Source organism: Pseudomonas sp. yb_9 (assembly GCF_043103635.1).
GTDB lineage: Bacteria > Pseudomonadota > Gammaproteobacteria > Pseudomonadales > Pseudomonadaceae > Aquipseudomonas > Aquipseudomonas monteilii.
In genome coordinates this window covers 22,158-39,074 of the sequence record NZ_JBICKA010000074.1, presented here as the reverse complement: position 1 = coordinate 39,074, position 16,917 = coordinate 22,158, and the positions used below count along the sequence as shown (strand labels likewise).

Below are 16,917 nucleotides of genomic sequence, written 5' to 3'. Positions count from 1 at the left end.
TCAGGAGAGAAGAACGATGAAAACCTTGACTGCCCTGTTCACCGCCGCCGCCCTTGCCCTGGGCGCCAATGCCGCCTTCGCCAAGGACGTACAGCCTGACGAAGTGGTCAAACTGGTCAACGCCAAGACCATTAAGTCGCTCGACGAGCTGAAAGCCACCGCCGTGGCCAAGCACCCGGGCGCCACTGTCACCGATTCGGAGCTGGAAGACGAGTACGGCCGCTACATCTACAAGGTCGAATTGCGTGACACGCAGAACGTAGAATGGGACGTGGCGCTGGACGCCAAGACCGGTGAAGTGCTGAAGGACGAGCGGGACAACTGATGATTCACTTACCGCGGCCAGCGCGCTACCTCGCGCTGGCGCTGCTGGCCGTGTGTTCGCTGGCCGCCGCCCGCGACCTTGACCAGGACGAAGCCCTGAAGCTGCGCCAGAAGGGCGTCATCCTGCCGCTCGAACAGTTGCTGGAAACCGCCCTGGGGCGTTACCCCGGAGCGCGTTTGCTGGAGGCCGAGCTGGAAGAGGACGACGATCGCTACGAATATGAAGTCGAACTGCTGACGGCGGACGGTGTGGTGCGCGAGATCAAGCTCGATGCCAGCACCGGCGCCTTGCTCAAAGACGAGGAAGACGACTGAATGCGCCTGTTGCTTGTCGAGGACAATGTACCGCTGGCCGACGAGCTGACCACCGGCCTGCAGCGCCAGGGTTATGCCGTGGACTGGCTGGCTGACGGCCGCGATGCGGTGTACCAGGGCCAGAGCGAGCCCTACGACCTGATCATCCTCGACCTTGGCCTGCCGGGCTTGCCGGGCCTGGACGTGCTGGCCCAGTGGCGTGCCGCCGGCCTGGCCACGCCGGTGCTGATCCTTACCGCCCGTGGCTCGTGGGCCGAGCGTATCGAAGGGCTGAAAGCCGGGGCTGATGACTACCTGAGCAAACCGTTCCACCCGGAGGAGTTGCAACTGCGCATCCAGTCGCTGCTGCGCCGTGCGCGTGGTCTGGCCAATCAGCCAACACTGGAAGCTGCCGGCCTGCACCTGGATGAAAGCCGCCAGTGCGTGAGCCGTGATGGCGTGGATGTGCAGCTGACCGCCGCCGAGTTCCGCCTGCTGCGCTACTTCATGCTGCACCCGCAGCAGATCCTGTCCAAGAGCCACCTGGCCGAGCACCTCTACGACGGTGAAACCGAGCGGGATTCGAACGTGCTGGAAGTACACGTCAACCACTTGCGCCGCAAGCTGGGCCGCAGCGTGATCGAGACCCGGCGCGGGCAAGGCTATATCTACGCGGGGAGCACCGGGTGAAGTCGATCCAGGCGCGTTTGAGCCTTGGCCTGGTCGCGGTGCTGGTGGTCGTCGGCGTGGTCCTGGCGCAACTGACCTTGTGGTTGTTCGAAGCCGGCCTGCAGCGTTACCTGGAAAACGGCCTGCGCAAGGAAAGCGAGAACCTGCTGGTGGCGCTGGTGCGCGGGCCATCCGGCCTGCAGCTGGATGAGCGCCGCATCTCGGCGGCGTATCAGCGGCCTTTTTCCGGTTATTACTTCCGTATCGATTTCGACAAAGGCACCTGGCGCTCACGCTCGCTGTGGGACCTGGACATGCCCAAGCCAGCTGCGCCAGGCCTTTCCGACAGCCATGAACTCGGCCCGGAAGGGCAGCAACTGCTAGCCCTGCGCGCTGACTACCGGCGCCTGGGCCAAGACATCTCCATCAGCGTCGCGCAGGATTACTCGCCGGTGCGTGAGGGCTTTCGGCGCATGCAGCAGATCGGCCTTGGCATGGGCCTGGTGGCACTGATTCTGGTGTTGGTGCTGCAGCGCATGACCGTAACGCGTTCGCTGCGGCCGTTGGAACGGGCGCGCCAGCAGATCGCCCAACTGCAGCAAGGCCAGCGGTCACAACTGGATGCCGAGGTGCCCAGCGAGCTGGCCCCGTTGGTGGGGCAGATCAACCACTTGCTCAGCCATACCGAAGACAGCCTGCGCCGTTCGCGCAATGCTTTGGGTAACCTGGGGCATGCACTGAAGACGCCGTTGGCGGTGCTGCTGAGCCTGGCGTCCAGCGAGCGCCTGAAGGACTTGCCCGAGGTGCGGGCGCAGATGCGTGAGCAGCTGGAGCAGATTCAGCAGCGGTTGGCGCGCGAACTGAATCGCGCGCGGTTGGCGGGTGATGCCTTGCCCGGTGCGCAATTCGATTGCGATGCCGAACTGCCGGGGTTGCTGAGCACGTTGGGCATGATCCATGGGGAAGGGCTGCTGCTGGCCAGCGATGTGCCCCCCGGGTTGCTGTTGCCATGGGACCGTGAGGACTTCCTGGAGTTGCTGGGCAACCTGCTGGACAACGCCTGCAAGTGGGCCGACAGCGAAGTGCGCCTTGGCATTGAGCCGAACGCCGAGGGCTATCAGGTATGGGTCGATGATGACGGCCCGGGGATTCCCGAGGGCCAGCGGCAGCAGGTGCTGGAGCGCGGTTCGCGGCTGGACGAGCAGGTGGACGGGCACGGCCTGGGGCTGGGCATCGTGCGCGATATCGTCGAGGCCTGGGGTGGGCGGCTGGCCTTGCTGGAGAGCCCGCTGGGTGGGCTTCGCGTCAATATCGACCTGCCGCGCAAGGCCCGATAATGCCGGGGCCGAGATCCCCTGTGGGAGCGGGCTTGAGGATGATCAGTACTGCAAAAAAATTGCAGTACAGCCGCATTTTTTTGAATTAGCCCAATCTCCCCCCTCCCGGCAAAATCCCGTTCACGAAACCCTGCGCTTTCCATCTCTCCACGGACGGAGCCCCTTGTGGTATTGCACGCGCAATACGAGGCCCAGGCCACCTCGGCTGGGCTTTCTTTTTAATCAGAAAAACCAAAGATTCCGACTACTCAAATGCCTGCCTCGCGTTCCGAAAGTCGTCTGCAGCGGCTGTTGCCGGCGCCCCTGAATATTCCCCCAAAAGAATGGCTGCGTGCCGCTATCGGTGCGTTGCTCGGCCTGTTCCTCGCCGGCTGGCTGACCAGCATCGCCTATGGCCCCGGTATCGCCCTGCACCTGCTTGGCCCGCTGGCCGCCTCGGCTGTGCTGGTGTTCGCCGTGCATTCCGGCCCACTGGCCCAACCCTGGCCGGTGCTGGGCAGCTATGCCCTGGCGGGCGCGGTCGGCCTGGCCATGCGTGAAGGCTTCGGCCCCGAGCTGTGGGTGGCCGCTGCCGCCCTGGGCATCTCGCTGCTGGTGATGTGCCTGCTGCGCTGCCTGCACCCACCGGGTGGCGGGGTGGCGGTGAGCGCCGTGCTGGCTGACTCAGGGCTGAACGCCATGGGCGACCACCTGCTGGAGCCGGTGCTGCTCAATGCGTTGATCCTGGTGGCGGTGGCGATTGTCTACAACCGCTTGACGGGCGTGCGCTACCCGAAAGGCGCGGTGCCGCGCAAAGACCTGCACCACACCCATGACCCGCTGCCCGGCGAGCGGGTGGGCATCCGCAGTGAAGACCTGGACCAGGCCCTGGAACAGCTGGGCGAGTTCGTCGACGTCACCCGTGACGAGCTGGAGCGCATCATCCTCGCCACCGAGCAACACGCCCTGCAGCGCAGTCTCGGCGGTATTACGGCGGCCTCGGTGATGTCCCGCGACGTGCAGTTCGCCACGCCCGACACCACCCTTGAACAGGCCTGGAAAATGCTCGCCAGCTACCACCTGAAAACCCTGCCGGTGTTACAGCACGGCAAACTGGTGGGCATCGTCAGCCTCAGCGACCTGGTTGGCCCGGCGATGCAGCGCGGCCGTTTCAGCTGGCGCGGGCTGTTTGGCCGCAAGGCGGTGCGCATGGAGCAGGTGATGAGCCGGCGGGTGGTGAGTGTCAGCAGTCAGCACCCGTTGGAGCACCTGCTGCCACTGTTGTGCGAACAGGGCTTGCACTGCCTGCCGGTGCTCGACGCCGACCAGCTGGTGGGGGTGATTACCCAGACTGACCTGATTGCCGGCCTCAAGCGCCATTTGCTCAGCAAAGCCGAGGCGTCAGATAACCGGGTCCCAGCGCTGTGACCAGTCGCTGGCGCCTGCAGCTACAAGTCGGCGCAAGATAGCGAAGGCCTGTTGAAGGGCTTCGCTGTCGTGTTCGCGTGGATACACCAGGAAGGTTGGGTAAGTGAACTCTGGCGCCTGTGGTACCCGCTCGAACACACCGCTGTCCAGGTATGCCTGCACCACACGCGTGCGAAAGTAACCGCTGCCACCTTGGTCGAGAATGAACTGCAAAGCCAACGGGCCGAGGTTGAAGCTTAACGCCGGGCGCGCGCAATCGGGCAGGGCGGCATCGTGCCGGCGGCGGAAGGCCTCGCCCCAGTCGATGTAGATGTACGGTTCGGGTTGGTCGACGCGGCGCACGCGGATCAGTTTTTCTTCCATCAACTGTTCCACCTGCAAACCCGGCCCGTAGGTCGGCTGGTACACCAGTGCAGCGTCCAGCAGGCCCATCTCGACCTTGCGCAGCAGCGACTCGCCGTCGCTCACTTCGCTGCGTATGGCGTGGCTGGGCAGTTCACGGTGCAGGGCAGTGACCCAGTCAAGCAACATCGGGTTACCCAGGCTGACTTCTGCCCCCACATGCAGCACCTGCTGGCAGCCTTCAGGCAGCGGCAGGTCGCGCCGCGCTGCTTCCCAGGTTTGCACCAGCTGGTTGGCATAACTGACAAAGGCCTCGCCGTCGCTGGTCAGGCTGGCACCGTTGCGGCTGCGCACGAACAGCTGGCAGCCCAATTGCTGCTCCAGGCGCTGCACCCGGGCGGTAATGGCCGTCTGTGACACGAACAGGCGCTCGGCAGCGGCGACCAGGCTGCCGCAACGCACGATTTCCAGAAAGGTTCGGGCCTGTTCGATATCCATGGGCTGCTCGGTGGCTGAGGGGTGGCCTATTCTAGAGGCTTTGCACCGTTAGGGGCGCTTTTGCGTTGTCTGCAAATTTGCAGGTCGGTTGTGACTTTAGTCCCATGGCGGCGCTGTTGTAGCGGTCCATACTCAAGGTTCGCCCTTCAATAACAACAAGTACCGGGTTCCTTTCGCTATGAGCTATCAGCACAGCTACGCCCATTCCATTTCCGACCCTGCCGCATTTTGGGCGGAACAGGCCGCGCACCTGGCCTGGCACCGCAAGCCTGCCCTTACCCTGCAAGACAACGCCGACGGTACCCACCGCTGGTTCGCCGATGGCCGCCTGAACAGCTGCTACCTGGCCCTCGATCACCAGATCGAGCAGGGTCGTGGCGAGCAGCTGGCACTGATTTACGACTCGCCGGTGACGGGCGTGCAGCAGGCTTACACCTACAACCAGTTGCGCGACGAAGTGGCGCGCCTAGCCGGCTTGCTGCGCCAGTTGGGGGTCAACAAGGGCGATGGTGTGATCATCTACATGCCCATGGTGCCGCAGGCGGCCATGGCCATGCTGGCCTGCGCGCGCATTGGTGCGGTGCACTCGGTGGTGTTCGGTGGCTTTGCCGCCAACGAGCTGGCCCTGCGCATCGATGACGCCCGGCCGACGCTGTTGCTCACGGCATCCTGCGGGCTGGAGTTCGACCGGGTGATTGCTTACAAGCCGCTGGTCGACCGTGCCCTGCAACTGGCCCGGCACCAGCCGCGCAATGTGCTGGTGCTGCAACGGCCGCAGGCGCAAGCTGAACTGCAGCCAGGCCGCGACCTGGACTGGCAGGCGGCACTGGCCGGCGCCACGCCGGTCGCCCCGGTCGAACTGGATGCCGGTGACCCGCTTTACATCATGTACACCTCGGGTACCACCGGCAAACCCAAGGGTATCGTCCGGGAAAACGGCGGTAATGCTGTGGCGCTGTGCTATGCCATGCGCCATATCTATGGCATGCAGGCCGGCGATGTGTGGTGGGGCATTTCCGACGTGGGCTGGGTGGTCGGCCATTCGCTGATCGTTTACGGGCCGCTGATGAGCGGCTGCACCACGGTGTTCTACGAAGGTAAGCCAATTCGCACCCCGGACGCCTCGGCCTACTGGCGGGTGGTGGAGCAATACAACGTCAATGCGCTGTTCTGTGCGCCCACCGCCATGCGTGCCATCCGCAAGGAAGACCCGGAGGGCGAGCTGATCCGCAAGCACGACCTCAGCTCGCTGCGCCAGCTGTTCCTGGCGGGTGAGAAGCTCGACTCAAGCACCCATGAATGGCTGGAGCGGGTCAGTGGCAAGCCGGTGCACGACCATTGGTGGCAGACCGAAACCGGCTGGCCGGTCACTGCGCCCTGCGTCGGGCTGGAAGGCAGCGCGGCCAGGCCGGGCTCAAGCAACCGGGCGGTACCGGGCTACCATGTGCGTGTCGTGGATGACGAAGGCCACTTGCTGGGGCCTGATCAGCAAGGCTCGATTGTCATTGCGCTGCCGTTGCCGCCCGGGTGCAGCCAGACGCTATGGGGCGACCACGAGCGTTACTTGCAGGCCTACCTGCGCACCTATCCGGGTTACTACCACACAGGCGATGGCGGCTACCTGGACGATGATGGCTTTGTCTACATCATGGGGCGCACGGATGACGTGATCAACGTGTCCGGGCACCGGCTTTCCACCGGCGAAATGGAGGACCTGGTGGCCTGTCACCCGGCGGTGGCCGAGTGCGCGGTGATTGGCGTGCACGACGAGATCAAGGGGCAGGTGCCGCTGGCGCTCGTTGTGCTCAAGGACGGCGAGGGCATCAGCGAGGCGCAGTTGCTGGTGGACCTGGTGGGCAGCGTGCGCGAGGCAATCGGCCCGCTGGCCTGTTTCAACCGGGTTCGGCGGGTGAAGCGTTTGCCTAAAACGCGTTCGGGGAAGATCTTGCGGGCGGTGCTGCGCAAGATTGCCGATGGGCAGGAGTATGTGCCGCCCTCGACCCTGGATGACCCTGCGGTGCTGGGGGAGATCGAGGCGGTGCTGGCGGATCTGCCCAGGGCGTGTTGATGAGCTGACGGTTCTGGCCTCTTCGCGGGTTTACCCGCGAAAAGGCCGTTTCAGGCAATGTCGATCTAAAGGGCTACCTGGTGCAGTTGCCCCAACCGGCTGCGGGTTCGCATCAGGTCGGCAAGCGGCCCGCCCAGGCTCTCTTCCAGCGGTCGCTTGCCAATCACCGTCACTTGGCGGTCCTGGTCATACAGCACATCCACCAGGTTCACGAAGCGCTGCTGGGCTGCCAGCGAACATTCCGCCAGGTCATCCAGCCCATCAATGATCCACTCATCGTACTGCTGCGCCAGCACCAGGTAGTCGATCACCGCCGTGGCCTTTTCGCACAAGTCGTCAAACCCGAGCACCACCCGCCGGCCCTCGATGGCCAGTGCGCGTAAGGGGCGCTTGTTCACCTCCAGCATCACCGGCTGTTCGCGGGGCACGTTCAGCGCCAGGCGCTGCGCGGCATCGCCTGGCCACACATAATGGCCCTGGGTGAAACGCTGGTGCTCGCGGTTGGCCGGCAGGCTGCGAAAATCCATATCGCCGCCTACCTCCAGCACTTCCATGGCGCTGTTGATCAGGCGGATCACGGGCAGGAAACGCTCGTGGTACAGCGGGTTGGGCAGCAAGCCTTCAGGGGCGTAGTTGGAGGTCACCAGCAGGAACACGCCACGGGCGAACAAGGCGTTGAACAACCGGGTGAGCAGCATCGCATCGCCAATGTCATGCACATGGAACTCATCGAAGCACAGCACCCGGCAATCGCCCACCAGGTCATCGAGTGTGGCACCCAGTGCATCGTCCAATGCCCGGTGGCGGTGCATGCCCTGGTGCAGGCGGGCAAAGAAGTCATGAAAGTGCAGGCGCAGTTTGGCGTCCACCGGCACCGCCTGGAAAAAGCCATCGAGCAGCCAGCTCTTGCCGCGTCCCACCGACCCGTACAGGTAAAGGCTGCGTGGCTGCCCCTGTTCGAGCTGTGCCAGTTGTGTGGCCATGCACTGGATCACCCGTCGCTGGCCATCACTCAGCTGGTAACCCCGGCTGCGGGCTTTGTCCTCGAACCAGTCGAGCAGTTCACTGTGGTTGGCTTCGGCGCCACGCAGGCGTTGGCCAAGCTGGCGAAGTGGGGCGGGGATCCAGGCAGACAAATGCACAGCTCCTTGGGCGATGGCGGGGCAGCGTGCAGCTTGCCCGAGGGCGGCCATTTTGGCCAATACAGAAAGTGGCCGGCAATGATCGCTTCATGCGATAGGTCTGGCATCAGCGTGGGGGAATATGACTAACTCGCTGTTTTCTGGCAATTTTTTTTCATTAGGGGCTTCACAGATCAAAACTTTGTTGTTAAAGTGCCGCGCATTCCAAGACAACAACCCAGTTGTCACTCAGTTGGAATTGTCAGAGCAGCAAACGCTGCATCCGATACAGGGGCGTCGCCAAGCGGTAAGGCAGCAGGTTTTGATCCTGCCATGCGTTGGTTCGAATCCAGCCGCCCCTGCCATTTTCCAGATTCAAACGTATATCACCCGGTGCTTAGGAAAATGAGCGCTGGGTTTTGTCGTTTTTGTCGTTTTTGCGCGATGTTTGTAGAGCGGCCGTGTGCCGCTCTCAACTAACCTGCAATCCCCAGCATTTCATTCAGCACCCTGGCCAGTTCATCCGCCTGCACGGGTTTCTGGATCACCACGCTGCCCGGTAAATCCAGCCCTTGCAACTCCGCATAGCCAGTTAGAAACACCACCGGCAGGTGCGGGTAGCGGTCACGGGCCGCCAGCGCCAACTGCGCGCCGTTGAACTCGGGCATGGCGAAGTCGGTAAGCAGCAGGTCGATTTCCCCATCCAGCAGGGCCAGGGCCTGTTCGCCGCTGTGCGCCTGGCGCACCTGGTAGCCGTACTGGCGCAACACGTCGCCCAGCATGTCGCGCACCAGGTGGTCATCATCCACCAGCAGTACCGTACGGTTGCAGCCGCTGTCGCTGACCGACTGCCTGAGCAGCGGTACGGCCGGTTCGCTCATGGCCTGCTCCTTGACCGCCGGCAGATACACCGCCACTTGCGTGCCACGGCCAGGTACGGTGTCGATGCGCACGCCGCCCCCGGACTGTTTGGCAAAGCCGAACACCTGGGCCAGGCCAAGACCGGAGCCCTTGCCGATGTCCTTGGTGGTAAAGAACGGCTCGAACACCTTGGCCAGCACGTCTTCGCTCATGCCACAGCCGGTATCGCGGATGCTCAGCATCACATACTCCCCAGGCTCCGGGTCTTCGGGGCGCTGCGGGCGGGTATCGATGCGGGTGTTGCGAGTGGTCAGGGTCAGTTGGCCGCCATCGGGCATGGCATCGCGGGCATTGATCGCCAGGTTGAGGATGATCATTTCGGTCTGGGTAGGGTCGGTCAGGGCCTGCCACAGGGCCGGGTCCAGGTCCAGGCGTACCGAGACGTTACCGCCCAAGGTGCGGCTTAACAGTTCTTGCAGGCCGGCCAGGGTGCGATTGAGGTTCAGCGGCACGGGTTCCAGGCGCTGACGGCGGGAAAACGCCAGCAGCTGTGAGGTCAGCTTGGCGCCACGCTCGCCGGCTTCGCGGATGTGGGTGAGGCGCGCGCGGGCTTTGTCCAGGTTGGCCTTGGCCAGGTCGCGCTCGAGAAAGCTGGCGCCGGTGAGGATGACCGTCAGCAGGTTGTTGAAGTCGTGGGCCACGCCTGCGGTCAGCTGGCCGACCGCTTCCAGCCGCTGCATCTGTTGCAGCGCCGCCTCGATGCGTTCGCGCTCGTTGATCTGCTCGCGCAGGCGCGTGTTGGCTTCTGCCAGGCCAAGGGCGGCTTCGCGCTCGCTGGTAATGTCGCGCGCCACCACGTACAGCAAGGTGTCTTCGGGCACCACTACCCACGAGAGCCAGCGCTGCTGCCCACCGGCGTGCTGGATGCGCCCGACGAAGCGGGCACTGGTGCGGCCGTGGGCGAGGGCGGCCAGCTCGGTAAGCAACAGTTCCTGGTCGTGCTCGGGCAGCAGGTGCAGCAAGGAGGACTGGCTCAGACGCTCGCGGGAGAAGCCCAGGCTGGCTTCCCAGGCGGGGTTGAGTGCGACTGGGGTCAGGTCTTTGTTGAGCACGGCCAGCAGGTCCTGCGACAGCTCCCAGGCGCGGTCGCGTTCTCGGGTGCGGCGCTCCACCCGCTCGCCCAGCATCTCGTTGAGCTGGCGCAGCGCCTGGGTGGCCAGGCGCTGGGTGTGGATGTCCTGCAGTACGCCGGAAAAACGCACGCACTGGTCGTTGACGAACTGGCACTGGCCGCTGCTAAGCAACCAGCGTGGCTCCAGCCCGTTGGGTTGGGCAATACGGAACTCGACCCGGTAGTGGCCGCCGCTTTCCGGGCGCATGGCGTGCTCCACCGCCTCGCGCACCAGTGGCAGGTCGTCGGGGTAGATACCGGCGTAGAACACGTCAAGGCTCATTTCGGTGCTGGTGGGCAGGCCGAACAACGTCTTGCAGCGGTCGTCCCACAGCAGCAAGCCTTCTTGCGGGCGCAGGTCCCAGGTGCCCATGCCGGCGGCGTCGATGGCGATGCGGGCACGGGCTTCGACATCTGCCAGTGCCTCTTCGGCGCGGCGCCGTCGCTGGCGTTCCTGCACCTCGGTCAGGGCCCGGCGCACGGCCTTGGGCAGCAGCGGCAGGTTTTTTTTCAGCACGTAGTCGGTGGCGCCGAGGCGGATCATTTCCACCGCGTGCTCTTCGCCATAGATGCCGGACAGGAAAATGAACGGTATGTCTGGCGCCAGGCGCTGGGCGATGGCCAGCACCTCGGTGCCGGACGAGCCTGGCAGCACGCAGTCGCACAGGATCAGGTCATAGTGGGCCTCACGCAGGGCGTGTTCGACACCCGCATGGTCGAACACCAGCCGGTGCTGCACATTCAGCCCGCTGCGCTCCAGGCGCATCAGGGTCAGCTCGGCGTCCATCGCGCTGTCTTCGACCATCAGTATTTTCAACGGCGTTTGCTGCATCGTTGCGGAGGCCTCAGTTGCTACCGCGACGGTTTAGCCGCAGTGAGCCGGGTGGCGGTTCGTTGAGCACTGCCCAGAATACCCCGAGGTCGGAGATGGCGGCGACGAATTCCTTGAACTCCACCGGTTTGACCACGTACGCGTTCACCCCCAACTCGTAGGCGCGCAGCAGGTCGGGCTCCTCCCGTGAGGAGGTCAGCATGACGGTGGGGATGCTGCGCAGTTCGGGTGTGGCACGTACTGCCTTGAGCACTTCCAGGCCATCGACCTTCGGCAGTTTCAGGTCCAGTAGCAGCACGGCAGGGTTGCCGTCATCGCGATCGGCATAGGCATTGCGGCGCAGCAGATAGTCCAGGGCATCGGCGCCGTCGCGCAGCACGATGACTTCGTTGGCCAACTGGCTGCGCTCCAGGGCCAGCAGCGTCAGCTCCAGGTCCCTTGGGTTGTCTTCGACCAGCAGGATGGGTTTGAGCATGGTGATAGTGGTGCCTCAGGTGGATGCGGGGTGGTGCGGCAGGGTGAAGTGGAAACTGGCACCTTGGTCGATCTGGCCAGTGGCCCAGACCCGGCCCTCATGGCGCTCGATGATACGGCGCACGCTGGCCAGGCCAATCCCGGTGCCTTCGAAGTCCTCCATGCGGTGCAGGCGCTGGAACACCCCGAACAGCTTATTGGCGTAGGCCATGTCGAAGCCTACGCCATTATCGACGATGATGATTTCGATTTCGTCAGGGTGCTGTACCGCGCGGATGCCAATGTGCGCCGGATTACGGCCACGCGTGTACTTGATGGCATTGGCGATCAGGTTGTGCAAGGCCATGTTGATGAATGCCGGGTCGCCAATCACCTTGGGCAGTGCAGCGATGTCCCAAACGATTGCACGGCCTTCGTAATCCGGTGCCAGCTCGCTGCGAATCGCATCGACCAGCGTGTTGAGGTCGACGTCGGACAGGCGCAAGGCCGAGCGGCCCATTTGCGAGAAGTTGAGCAGGTTGTCCACCAGGCTGCCGGCGAAGTGCGCTGCTTCTCCGATATGCTGAAGGTAGCGCTTGCCGCGTTCGCTCAAGCCCTGGCCTTCGATTTCGCCGAGGAGTTCGGTGTAGCCGGCGATGTGCCGCAAGGGGGCGCGCAGGTCGTGGGACACGCTGTATGAAAATGCTTCAAGCTCCTTGTTCGAACGGCGCAACTCGCCTGCCAGTTGCGCCAGCTCTTCGGCCTTGCGCAACACAATGCCCAGCACGGCGCTGCGCAACTCCATCACGCCCTCGATCACCAACGGGTCCCAGGGCTCGCAGTAGTCGCGCAGTTCTTCCTGCCAGCGTTCGAAGCTGTGCCGCGGGTCGAGGTTGCCCTGCGGCCCGGCCTGCTTGGTCGGCTGGCCAGCCCAGTTCACCGTGCGCACCTGCTCGGGACGGAACCACAGCAGGTAGTGCGAGTGGATCTGCGAGATGGCCACCGCCAGCACACCGCCTGCATGGGCGGCCAGTTCGGGCAGGTCGGTGATGTCACGGCGCAGGTTGTCGCTGTGGAACACGGTGTCTGCACCGCGCTGGCCAAGCCAGTGCACCAGCGCGGTCACCTGGGCTTCGGGCGGGGTTTTGCCGATCAGGTCGCAGCGTTCGGCCGAGATCACGGCGGCGCCTTGGGCGCCGGCAAAGGCCAGCAGCACATGGGGCAGGTCGCGCAGGCCATCGCTGACGCTGTCATGGTCGGCCATGGACGAGATCATGCGCACGATGTGTTGGCGCAGCGCCAGCAGCGTGCGTGTGCTGCCATGCGCCTCGCGGGACTCGATCTGCAGCGACAGCACGCTGGCCAGCAGCTCGCTGGCCGTGCGGGTACGCAGGTCCACCGCACGCGGCTGCTGATGGTGGCAGGACACCAGCCCCCAGAGCTCACCGTCGACCACGATCGACAACGACATCGAGGCTAGCGTGCCCATGTTGCGCATGTATTGCAGGTGCACCGGTGACACGCTGCGCAGCGCAGCAAAACTCATGTCCAGTGCCTTGCCGGTACGCGGGTTGGTGGTCGGCAGCAGGGGCGAGGGTTGGTAGTTGGCGTCTTCGATCACGCGGATGCGGTTCACCCGGTACAGCTCGCGCGCCTGGCGCGGGATGTCGGCAGCCGGGAAGCATAGGCCCAGGTAATGGGGGTAGCCCGGGTCGGCCACCTCGGCCAGCACCTGGCCGTTGCCATCGGCATCGAAACGGTACGCCTTGACCCGGCCAAAACCGGTGATGCGCTTGAGTTGCAGCACTGTTTGCTGCAGCAGGTCTTCAAGGCTGCTGGCCAGCTGAAGGCTGCCAACGAAGCTGCGCACCAGCGGGTAGTAGTCGCTTTGCCCGGCCAGGTCCGGTGGCAGGCGTGGGGGTTCGAGCTCGGCGACCAATACTTCGTCGTGACAGTGCACCAGCAAGTGCAACGGGGTGCTGAACGGCGCGCCCGGGCGCAAACGCACGTCGCCAATGTGGAAAGGGAAAATCTCATCGTCGGGTAACCGCGCGAGCTGCGCGCGCAGGTCAAAACCGTCGCTGACCAGGTGTGTGAAGTGGCAACCGATCAGCTCCCGGGCCGGCAAGCCCAGCCAGTGCTCGACATTTTCACTGGCCTGCAGCACGCACAGGTCGGTGGCATCCAGCACCAGCAAGAAGCCGTGGGGCTGGATGCTGCTCGGCACGTGGATCGGTTCCCGGGCGCAGCGTTCCATGGCTTCTGCCAGCGTGTTGTCTGCAGTCATCAATGAAAACGCTCCTGTCTTGTCCGTCCCTGTATGGCACAGGATGAAGTTGTTTCACCCTATCAGAATATTGGCAGTTTGACCGGCCTCTGGCCATTGGAGGCACTGGGTCGCGAGGGGTTCTACGCGAGGCTGGTTTTTTTTGACAGGGCGGTATCGCTTTGTCGCTAATACAAAAAAATGGCTTGCTGCCACCACGGTCGCGCTGCCTCGCTGCTACGCTCAATTCAGGACGTAACGACAAGGATAATAAGGTGACGGAGCGCTTGGTGGCCGTGCTGTTGGGCCTGTTGTTCAGCGGCAGTACCGTGGCAGCGGATTTTCTCGTGGAAGTGCGGGTACTGGTGCAGCGTGGCTGCATGCTGGTGACCCAGGCACGCGATGCGGGAGCCCAGGCGCTGGGGCGGATCGACCTGGGTGCGACGGCGCGTCTGGACGGCCCTGGCGCGCCTTTGAGCGGGGTTCTGCTGAGCCAGCGCCCGCCGCGCCTGGAGTGCAACCCGGGCACCCCTTATCAAGTGCGCGTCGACGGCGGCCAGCATGGCGGCGTTGGCGAACTGCGTTACCTGGCCAGCGACGACCGCACGGCCCGGCCCATACCTTATCGCTTGTACCGCGATGCTGCCTGGCGCGACCCCTTGGAGGTTGGCGTGGCCCAGTCGGCGCGGGTGCCAAGCAGTGGCTCGGTCGAGCTGCCGCTGTATGCGCGTGTCGACAAACTGGCCTGGGTGCCGGATGCAGGGCTGTACGCCGACCTGCTCAAAGTCACGGTCACCTGGTAGGGATATCACCATGCACAAGGACGCGATGCCATGAAGCGCACTTCGATCCTGTTGCTCACCCTGGGGCCACTGCTGGTACCCGGTAGCACGGCGCATGGCAGCACCACCGGCTTCATCCAGGCGAGGCTGGTCATCAGCGCGGCCTGCCAGATCAGCAGCAACGAAACGCAACCGGCCGTGCTTGGCAACCCGGGTGTACTGGACTTTGGCGAGCGCGGCCCGAACTGGGACCAGCCGCTGCGTAGCCGGGTTGACGAAGCGAGCGGCGAGGGCAGCCTGCAGATCAGCTGCACACCCGAGGTTCGGGCCTTCAACGTACGGATCAATGGTGGCCTGAATGGCGATGATGGTATTCGCCGCCTGAGCAACGGCCGTGAACTGATCCCTTATCAACTGGCGGTCGACCCGGGCGGCAATAGCCGCTACGTCATCGGCCAGGCACGCGCTTTCACCATCAACAGCGCCCGGCAGATCCCGATTCCCATCTACGGTGTGGTAGTGGCGCAACCCCGCGCGCTGCCGGCCGGGCTGTACCGCGACACCCTGAGAGTGACCCTGGACTGGTAACTACGCAAGGAGACTCCGATGCGAACGAACCTTTCATGCTGCATGCTTGCAGGCCTCGGCCTGGCGCTGGCCTCTCCGGCACAGGCCGCCACGGTGACCGGGAGCATTACCTCGACGTTGACCCTGATTGCCGCATGCCAGGTCAATGGCGGTACGGCGACATCAGGGCTGAATTTCGGCGCGCTGAACTTCGGCACCGTGGATGCCTTGTTCACCAGCGCCAATGCTCAGGTACAGAGGAGTGGTGGCGGTGCCATGAGCATTCTGTGCTCGGCGGGTGCGATCCCTGTGATCAAGGTGCGCGCCGGCCTGCATGATGGCCAGTCGAGCGGGGGGACGCGGGCGCTTGCCGATGGCGCTGGCAATTTTGTGCCCTACGACCTTTATACCGACTCCGGTGCTTCGAACTTGCTGGCGATCGACGGCACCATCACGTTACCAACCAGCACCGGCGCGGCCCAGACGGTCAATCTTTACGGCAGGGCGGTGGGCAAGGCCGGTTTGCCACCCGGGACCTACACCGACACGATTTCGGTTGAGCTGTCGTTCTGAGCCATGCGCCGCTGGTTGACGTGGGGCCTGACCGGTACCGGCCTGTTGCTGGCCACCCCGCTGAGTGCGGTGACCACCAGCACCTTCACGGTGACGGCTCAAATCGTTGCCGGCTGCCTGGTGATGGGCGGCGTCACCAACTACGGGGCGCTGGACTACGGCACGCAGTCAGCGTTGTCCACCAGCACACTCAGCACTTCGCTGGGCGGCAGCACGGTGACGTTCCAGTGCACGCCAGGCGTGGCCATGAGCATGAGCCTTGACGGGGGGCAGAACAGTGCCAGCGGCACACGCAACCTCAAGCGTGCGAGCGGGGCACAATTGCTGGCCTACCAGTTGTACCGGGACGCGGCCTTCAGCCAGAGCCTGGGGATCGGCCAGAGCGTGGCCGTGAGCTATTCCGACCCGACGGCGATCAAGCTGCCGGTGTACGGGCGGGTCCAGCTGACCGGCACCCTGCCGGCAGGGACCTACACCGATGTGGTGCAAGTGACGGTGACCTGGTAGACGCCAGCGCCAGCAACGACAAGTGTCTAAGGAGAGCTGCATGCGGGAAGGCGCGAAGTGGGCGCATGGATTGATCGGATTGTTGTGGCTGGCAAGCTTGCCGGCAGGGGCGGCGACGTCGGTGCTGATCTGGCCGATCGACCCGGTGCTGGAAGCCGACCAGAAGGCCGGTGCCCTGTGGCTGGAAAACCGTGGCACTGCGCCGGCCAACTTGCAGGTGCGCGTGTTTGCCTGGCGCCAGGGTGATTACCAGGAGCAGTTCCAGGCGCAGCGCGAAATCATAGGCAGCCCGCCGGTGGCCAACATTGCGCCGGGGCAAAAGCAGCTGATCCGCCTGACCCGCACCGGCCCCTCGCCAGCCGGCCAGGAGCAGGCCTACCGCATCATCATCGACGAAATCCCGTCCGCCCTCCCTGTCGAAAAGGCCGAGCCTGGCGCAACAGCGGCCATCCGCCTGCAGATGCGTTACTCGGTGCCTTTGTTCGTCTACGGCGAGGGGCTGTGGGGCAAGGCCGACTCCGAGGGCAAGCGTAATGTCGAGGGTGTGGGCAAGCCGCAGCTCAGCTGGCGCCCCGTGACCGTGCAGGGCAAACCCTACGTTGAGCTGCGCAACACGGGCCCGGTGCATGCGCGCCTGACCGATGTGGTGGTGCAGCAAGGCAGCCAGAGCAAACCGTTGGCCGAGGGCTTGCTGGGCTATGTACTGCCAGGTGCCAGCATGCGTTGGCCGGCACCCGTGGCGCCCGGCAGCACCAGCGTGCTCAAGGGGCGGGTCAACGGCCAAGGCTCGGCGGACGCCATCCGCCAAGGCCAATGAGCCAGCAACTGAATGCAGTGCATGGGCC

General features: G+C 64.3%; 16 protein-coding genes and 1 tRNA gene. 12 read left to right on the top strand and 5 right to left on the bottom strand.

All coding sequences use genetic code 11. From position 1 onward, the window contains the following. Positions 1-16: 16 nt before the first annotated feature. The 5 genes from ACF8MI_RS19605 to ACF8MI_RS19585 all read left to right on the top strand — a co-directional run bounded on the left by ACF8MI_RS19605 (position 17) and on the right by ACF8MI_RS19585 (position 4,031). Positions 17-325: a PepSY domain-containing protein gene (locus tag ACF8MI_RS19605; protein ID WP_016714736.1), complete on the top strand. Its 309-nt coding sequence runs from the start codon at positions 17-19 to the stop codon at positions 323-325. After that, a complete protein-coding gene (locus tag ACF8MI_RS19600; protein WP_019097599.1) occupies positions 325-639 on the top strand; it encodes a PepSY domain-containing protein in 315 nt (104 codons plus the stop codon). Before ACF8MI_RS19605 ends, ACF8MI_RS19600 begins: the two co-directional genes overlap by 1 nt. Further along, positions 640-1,308, top strand: coding sequence for a response regulator transcription factor (locus tag ACF8MI_RS19595; RefSeq protein ID WP_019097600.1), 669 nt, complete (start codon positions 640-642; stop codon positions 1,306-1,308). Continuing rightward, on the top strand, positions 1,305-2,624 hold the full coding sequence (locus tag ACF8MI_RS19590) for a sensor histidine kinase (RefSeq protein ID WP_060498285.1): 1,320 nt from the start codon (positions 1,305-1,307) through the stop codon (positions 2,622-2,624). The genes ACF8MI_RS19595 and ACF8MI_RS19590 overlap by 4 nt, the downstream gene beginning before the upstream one ends. Before the next feature lie 252 nt (positions 2,625-2,876). After that, positions 2,877-4,031: an HPP family protein gene (locus ACF8MI_RS19585; protein ID WP_060498284.1), complete on the top strand. Its 1,155-nt coding sequence runs from the start codon at positions 2,877-2,879 to the stop codon at positions 4,029-4,031. Here the strand turns inward: ACF8MI_RS19585 and ACF8MI_RS19580 are convergent. Next, complete coding sequence (locus ACF8MI_RS19580; RefSeq protein WP_060498283.1) at positions 4,005-4,871, bottom strand: LysR family transcriptional regulator; 867 nt, start codon at positions 4,869-4,871, stop codon at positions 4,005-4,007. The two genes, ACF8MI_RS19585 and ACF8MI_RS19580, sit on opposite strands and share 27 nt — an antisense overlap. A 178-nt stretch (positions 4,872-5,049) precedes the next feature. Here ACF8MI_RS19580 and ACF8MI_RS19575 point away from each other — a divergent pair, with 178 nt between their 5' ends. Further along, positions 5,050-6,939: a propionyl-CoA synthetase gene (locus ACF8MI_RS19575; protein ID WP_104835159.1), complete on the top strand. Its 1,890-nt coding sequence runs from the start codon at positions 5,050-5,052 to the stop codon at positions 6,937-6,939. Positions 6,940-7,004: 65 nt separating this feature from the next. Here the strand turns inward: ACF8MI_RS19575 and zapE are convergent, their stop codons facing one another. Further along, entirely contained in the window at positions 7,005-8,075 is a 1,071-nt protein-coding gene (gene zapE, locus ACF8MI_RS19570) for a cell division protein ZapE (RefSeq protein WP_156867152.1), read from the bottom strand. 275 nt (positions 8,076-8,350) lie between these two features. On the opposite strand from zapE, the gene ACF8MI_RS19565 reads away from it, so the two are divergent. Continuing rightward, positions 8,351-8,425: transfer RNA gene (locus ACF8MI_RS19565), tRNA-Gln, on the top strand. 111 nt (positions 8,426-8,536) lie between these two features. On the opposite strand, the gene ACF8MI_RS19560 is transcribed toward ACF8MI_RS19565, so the two are convergent. From ACF8MI_RS19560 to ACF8MI_RS19550, 3 genes are read right to left on the bottom strand one after another with little or no spacing between them, the layout of a single operon-like run. Further along, positions 8,537-10,924: a response regulator gene (locus tag ACF8MI_RS19560; RefSeq protein WP_104835156.1), complete on the bottom strand. Its 2,388-nt coding sequence runs from the start codon at positions 10,922-10,924 to the stop codon at positions 8,537-8,539. 13 nt (positions 10,925-10,937) lie between these two features. Continuing rightward, entirely contained in the window at positions 10,938-11,399 is a 462-nt protein-coding gene (locus tag ACF8MI_RS19555) for a response regulator (RefSeq protein ID WP_104835155.1), read from the bottom strand. Positions 11,400-11,414: 15 nt separating this feature from the next. Continuing rightward, positions 11,415-13,664 carry an ATP-binding protein gene (locus tag ACF8MI_RS19550; protein ID WP_164524368.1) on the bottom strand — a complete coding sequence of 750 codons (2,250 nt, stop codon included), beginning with the start codon at positions 13,662-13,664 and terminating at the stop codon, positions 11,415-11,417. A 254-nt stretch (positions 13,665-13,918) separates the two neighbouring features. On the opposite strand from ACF8MI_RS19550, the gene ACF8MI_RS19545 reads away from it, so the two are divergent. Genes ACF8MI_RS19545 through ACF8MI_RS19525 form a run of 5 tightly spaced genes read left to right on the top strand, consistent with a single transcriptional unit; the run spans position 13,919 to position 16,889 of the window. Next, complete coding sequence (locus ACF8MI_RS19545) at positions 13,919-14,446, top strand: spore coat U domain-containing protein (RefSeq protein ID WP_060498277.1); 528 nt, start codon at positions 13,919-13,921, stop codon at positions 14,444-14,446. 30 nt (positions 14,447-14,476) lie between these two features. Then, positions 14,477-15,013, top strand: coding sequence for a spore coat U domain-containing protein (locus tag ACF8MI_RS19540; RefSeq protein WP_060498276.1), 537 nt, complete (start codon positions 14,477-14,479; stop codon positions 15,011-15,013). Between the two features lie 18 nt (positions 15,014-15,031). After that, positions 15,032-15,565, top strand: coding sequence for a spore coat U domain-containing protein (locus ACF8MI_RS19535; RefSeq protein ID WP_060498275.1), 534 nt, complete (start codon positions 15,032-15,034; stop codon positions 15,563-15,565). Positions 15,566-15,568: 3 nt separating this feature from the next. Beyond that, positions 15,569-16,072, top strand: a complete 504-nt coding sequence (locus ACF8MI_RS19530; protein ID WP_060498274.1) for a spore coat U domain-containing protein — start codon at positions 15,569-15,571, stop codon at positions 16,070-16,072. Between the two features lie 40 nt (positions 16,073-16,112). Continuing rightward, a complete protein-coding gene (locus ACF8MI_RS19525) occupies positions 16,113-16,889 on the top strand; it encodes a molecular chaperone (RefSeq protein ID WP_200929309.1) in 777 nt (258 codons plus the stop codon). The last annotated feature ends 28 nt before the right edge of the window (positions 16,890-16,917 follow it).

Coding starts and splice junctions, on each gene's coding strand:
- ACF8MI_RS19560 (WP_104835156.1), bottom strand. CDS start 10,924: ATGCAGCAAACGCCGTTGAAAATACTGATGGTCGAAGACAGCGCGATG.
- ACF8MI_RS19605 (WP_016714736.1), top strand. CDS start 17: ATGAAAACCTTGACTGCCCTGTTCACCGCCGCCGCCCTTGCCCTGGGC.
- ACF8MI_RS19555 (WP_104835155.1), bottom strand. CDS start 11,399: ATGCTCAAACCCATCCTGCTGGTCGAAGACAACCCAAGGGACCTGGAG.
- ACF8MI_RS19530 (WP_060498274.1), top strand. CDS start 15,569: ATGCGCCGCTGGTTGACGTGGGGCCTGACCGGTACCGGCCTGTTGCTG.
- ACF8MI_RS19585 (WP_060498284.1), top strand. CDS start 2,877: ATGCCTGCCTCGCGTTCCGAAAGTCGTCTGCAGCGGCTGTTGCCGGCG.
- ACF8MI_RS19600 (WP_019097599.1), top strand. CDS start 325: ATGATTCACTTACCGCGGCCAGCGCGCTACCTCGCGCTGGCGCTGCTG.
- ACF8MI_RS19575 (WP_104835159.1), top strand. CDS start 5,050: ATGAGCTATCAGCACAGCTACGCCCATTCCATTTCCGACCCTGCCGCA.
- ACF8MI_RS19525 (WP_200929309.1), top strand. CDS start 16,113: ATGCGGGAAGGCGCGAAGTGGGCGCATGGATTGATCGGATTGTTGTGG.
- ACF8MI_RS19550 (WP_164524368.1), bottom strand. CDS start 13,664: ATGACTGCAGACAACACGCTGGCAGAAGCCATGGAACGCTGCGCCCGG.
- ACF8MI_RS19595 (WP_019097600.1), top strand. CDS start 640: ATGCGCCTGTTGCTTGTCGAGGACAATGTACCGCTGGCCGACGAGCTG.
- ACF8MI_RS19535 (WP_060498275.1), top strand. CDS start 15,032: ATGCGAACGAACCTTTCATGCTGCATGCTTGCAGGCCTCGGCCTGGCG.
- ACF8MI_RS19580 (WP_060498283.1), bottom strand. CDS start 4,871: ATGGATATCGAACAGGCCCGAACCTTTCTGGAAATCGTGCGTTGCGGC.
- ACF8MI_RS19540 (WP_060498276.1), top strand. CDS start 14,477: ATGAAGCGCACTTCGATCCTGTTGCTCACCCTGGGGCCACTGCTGGTA.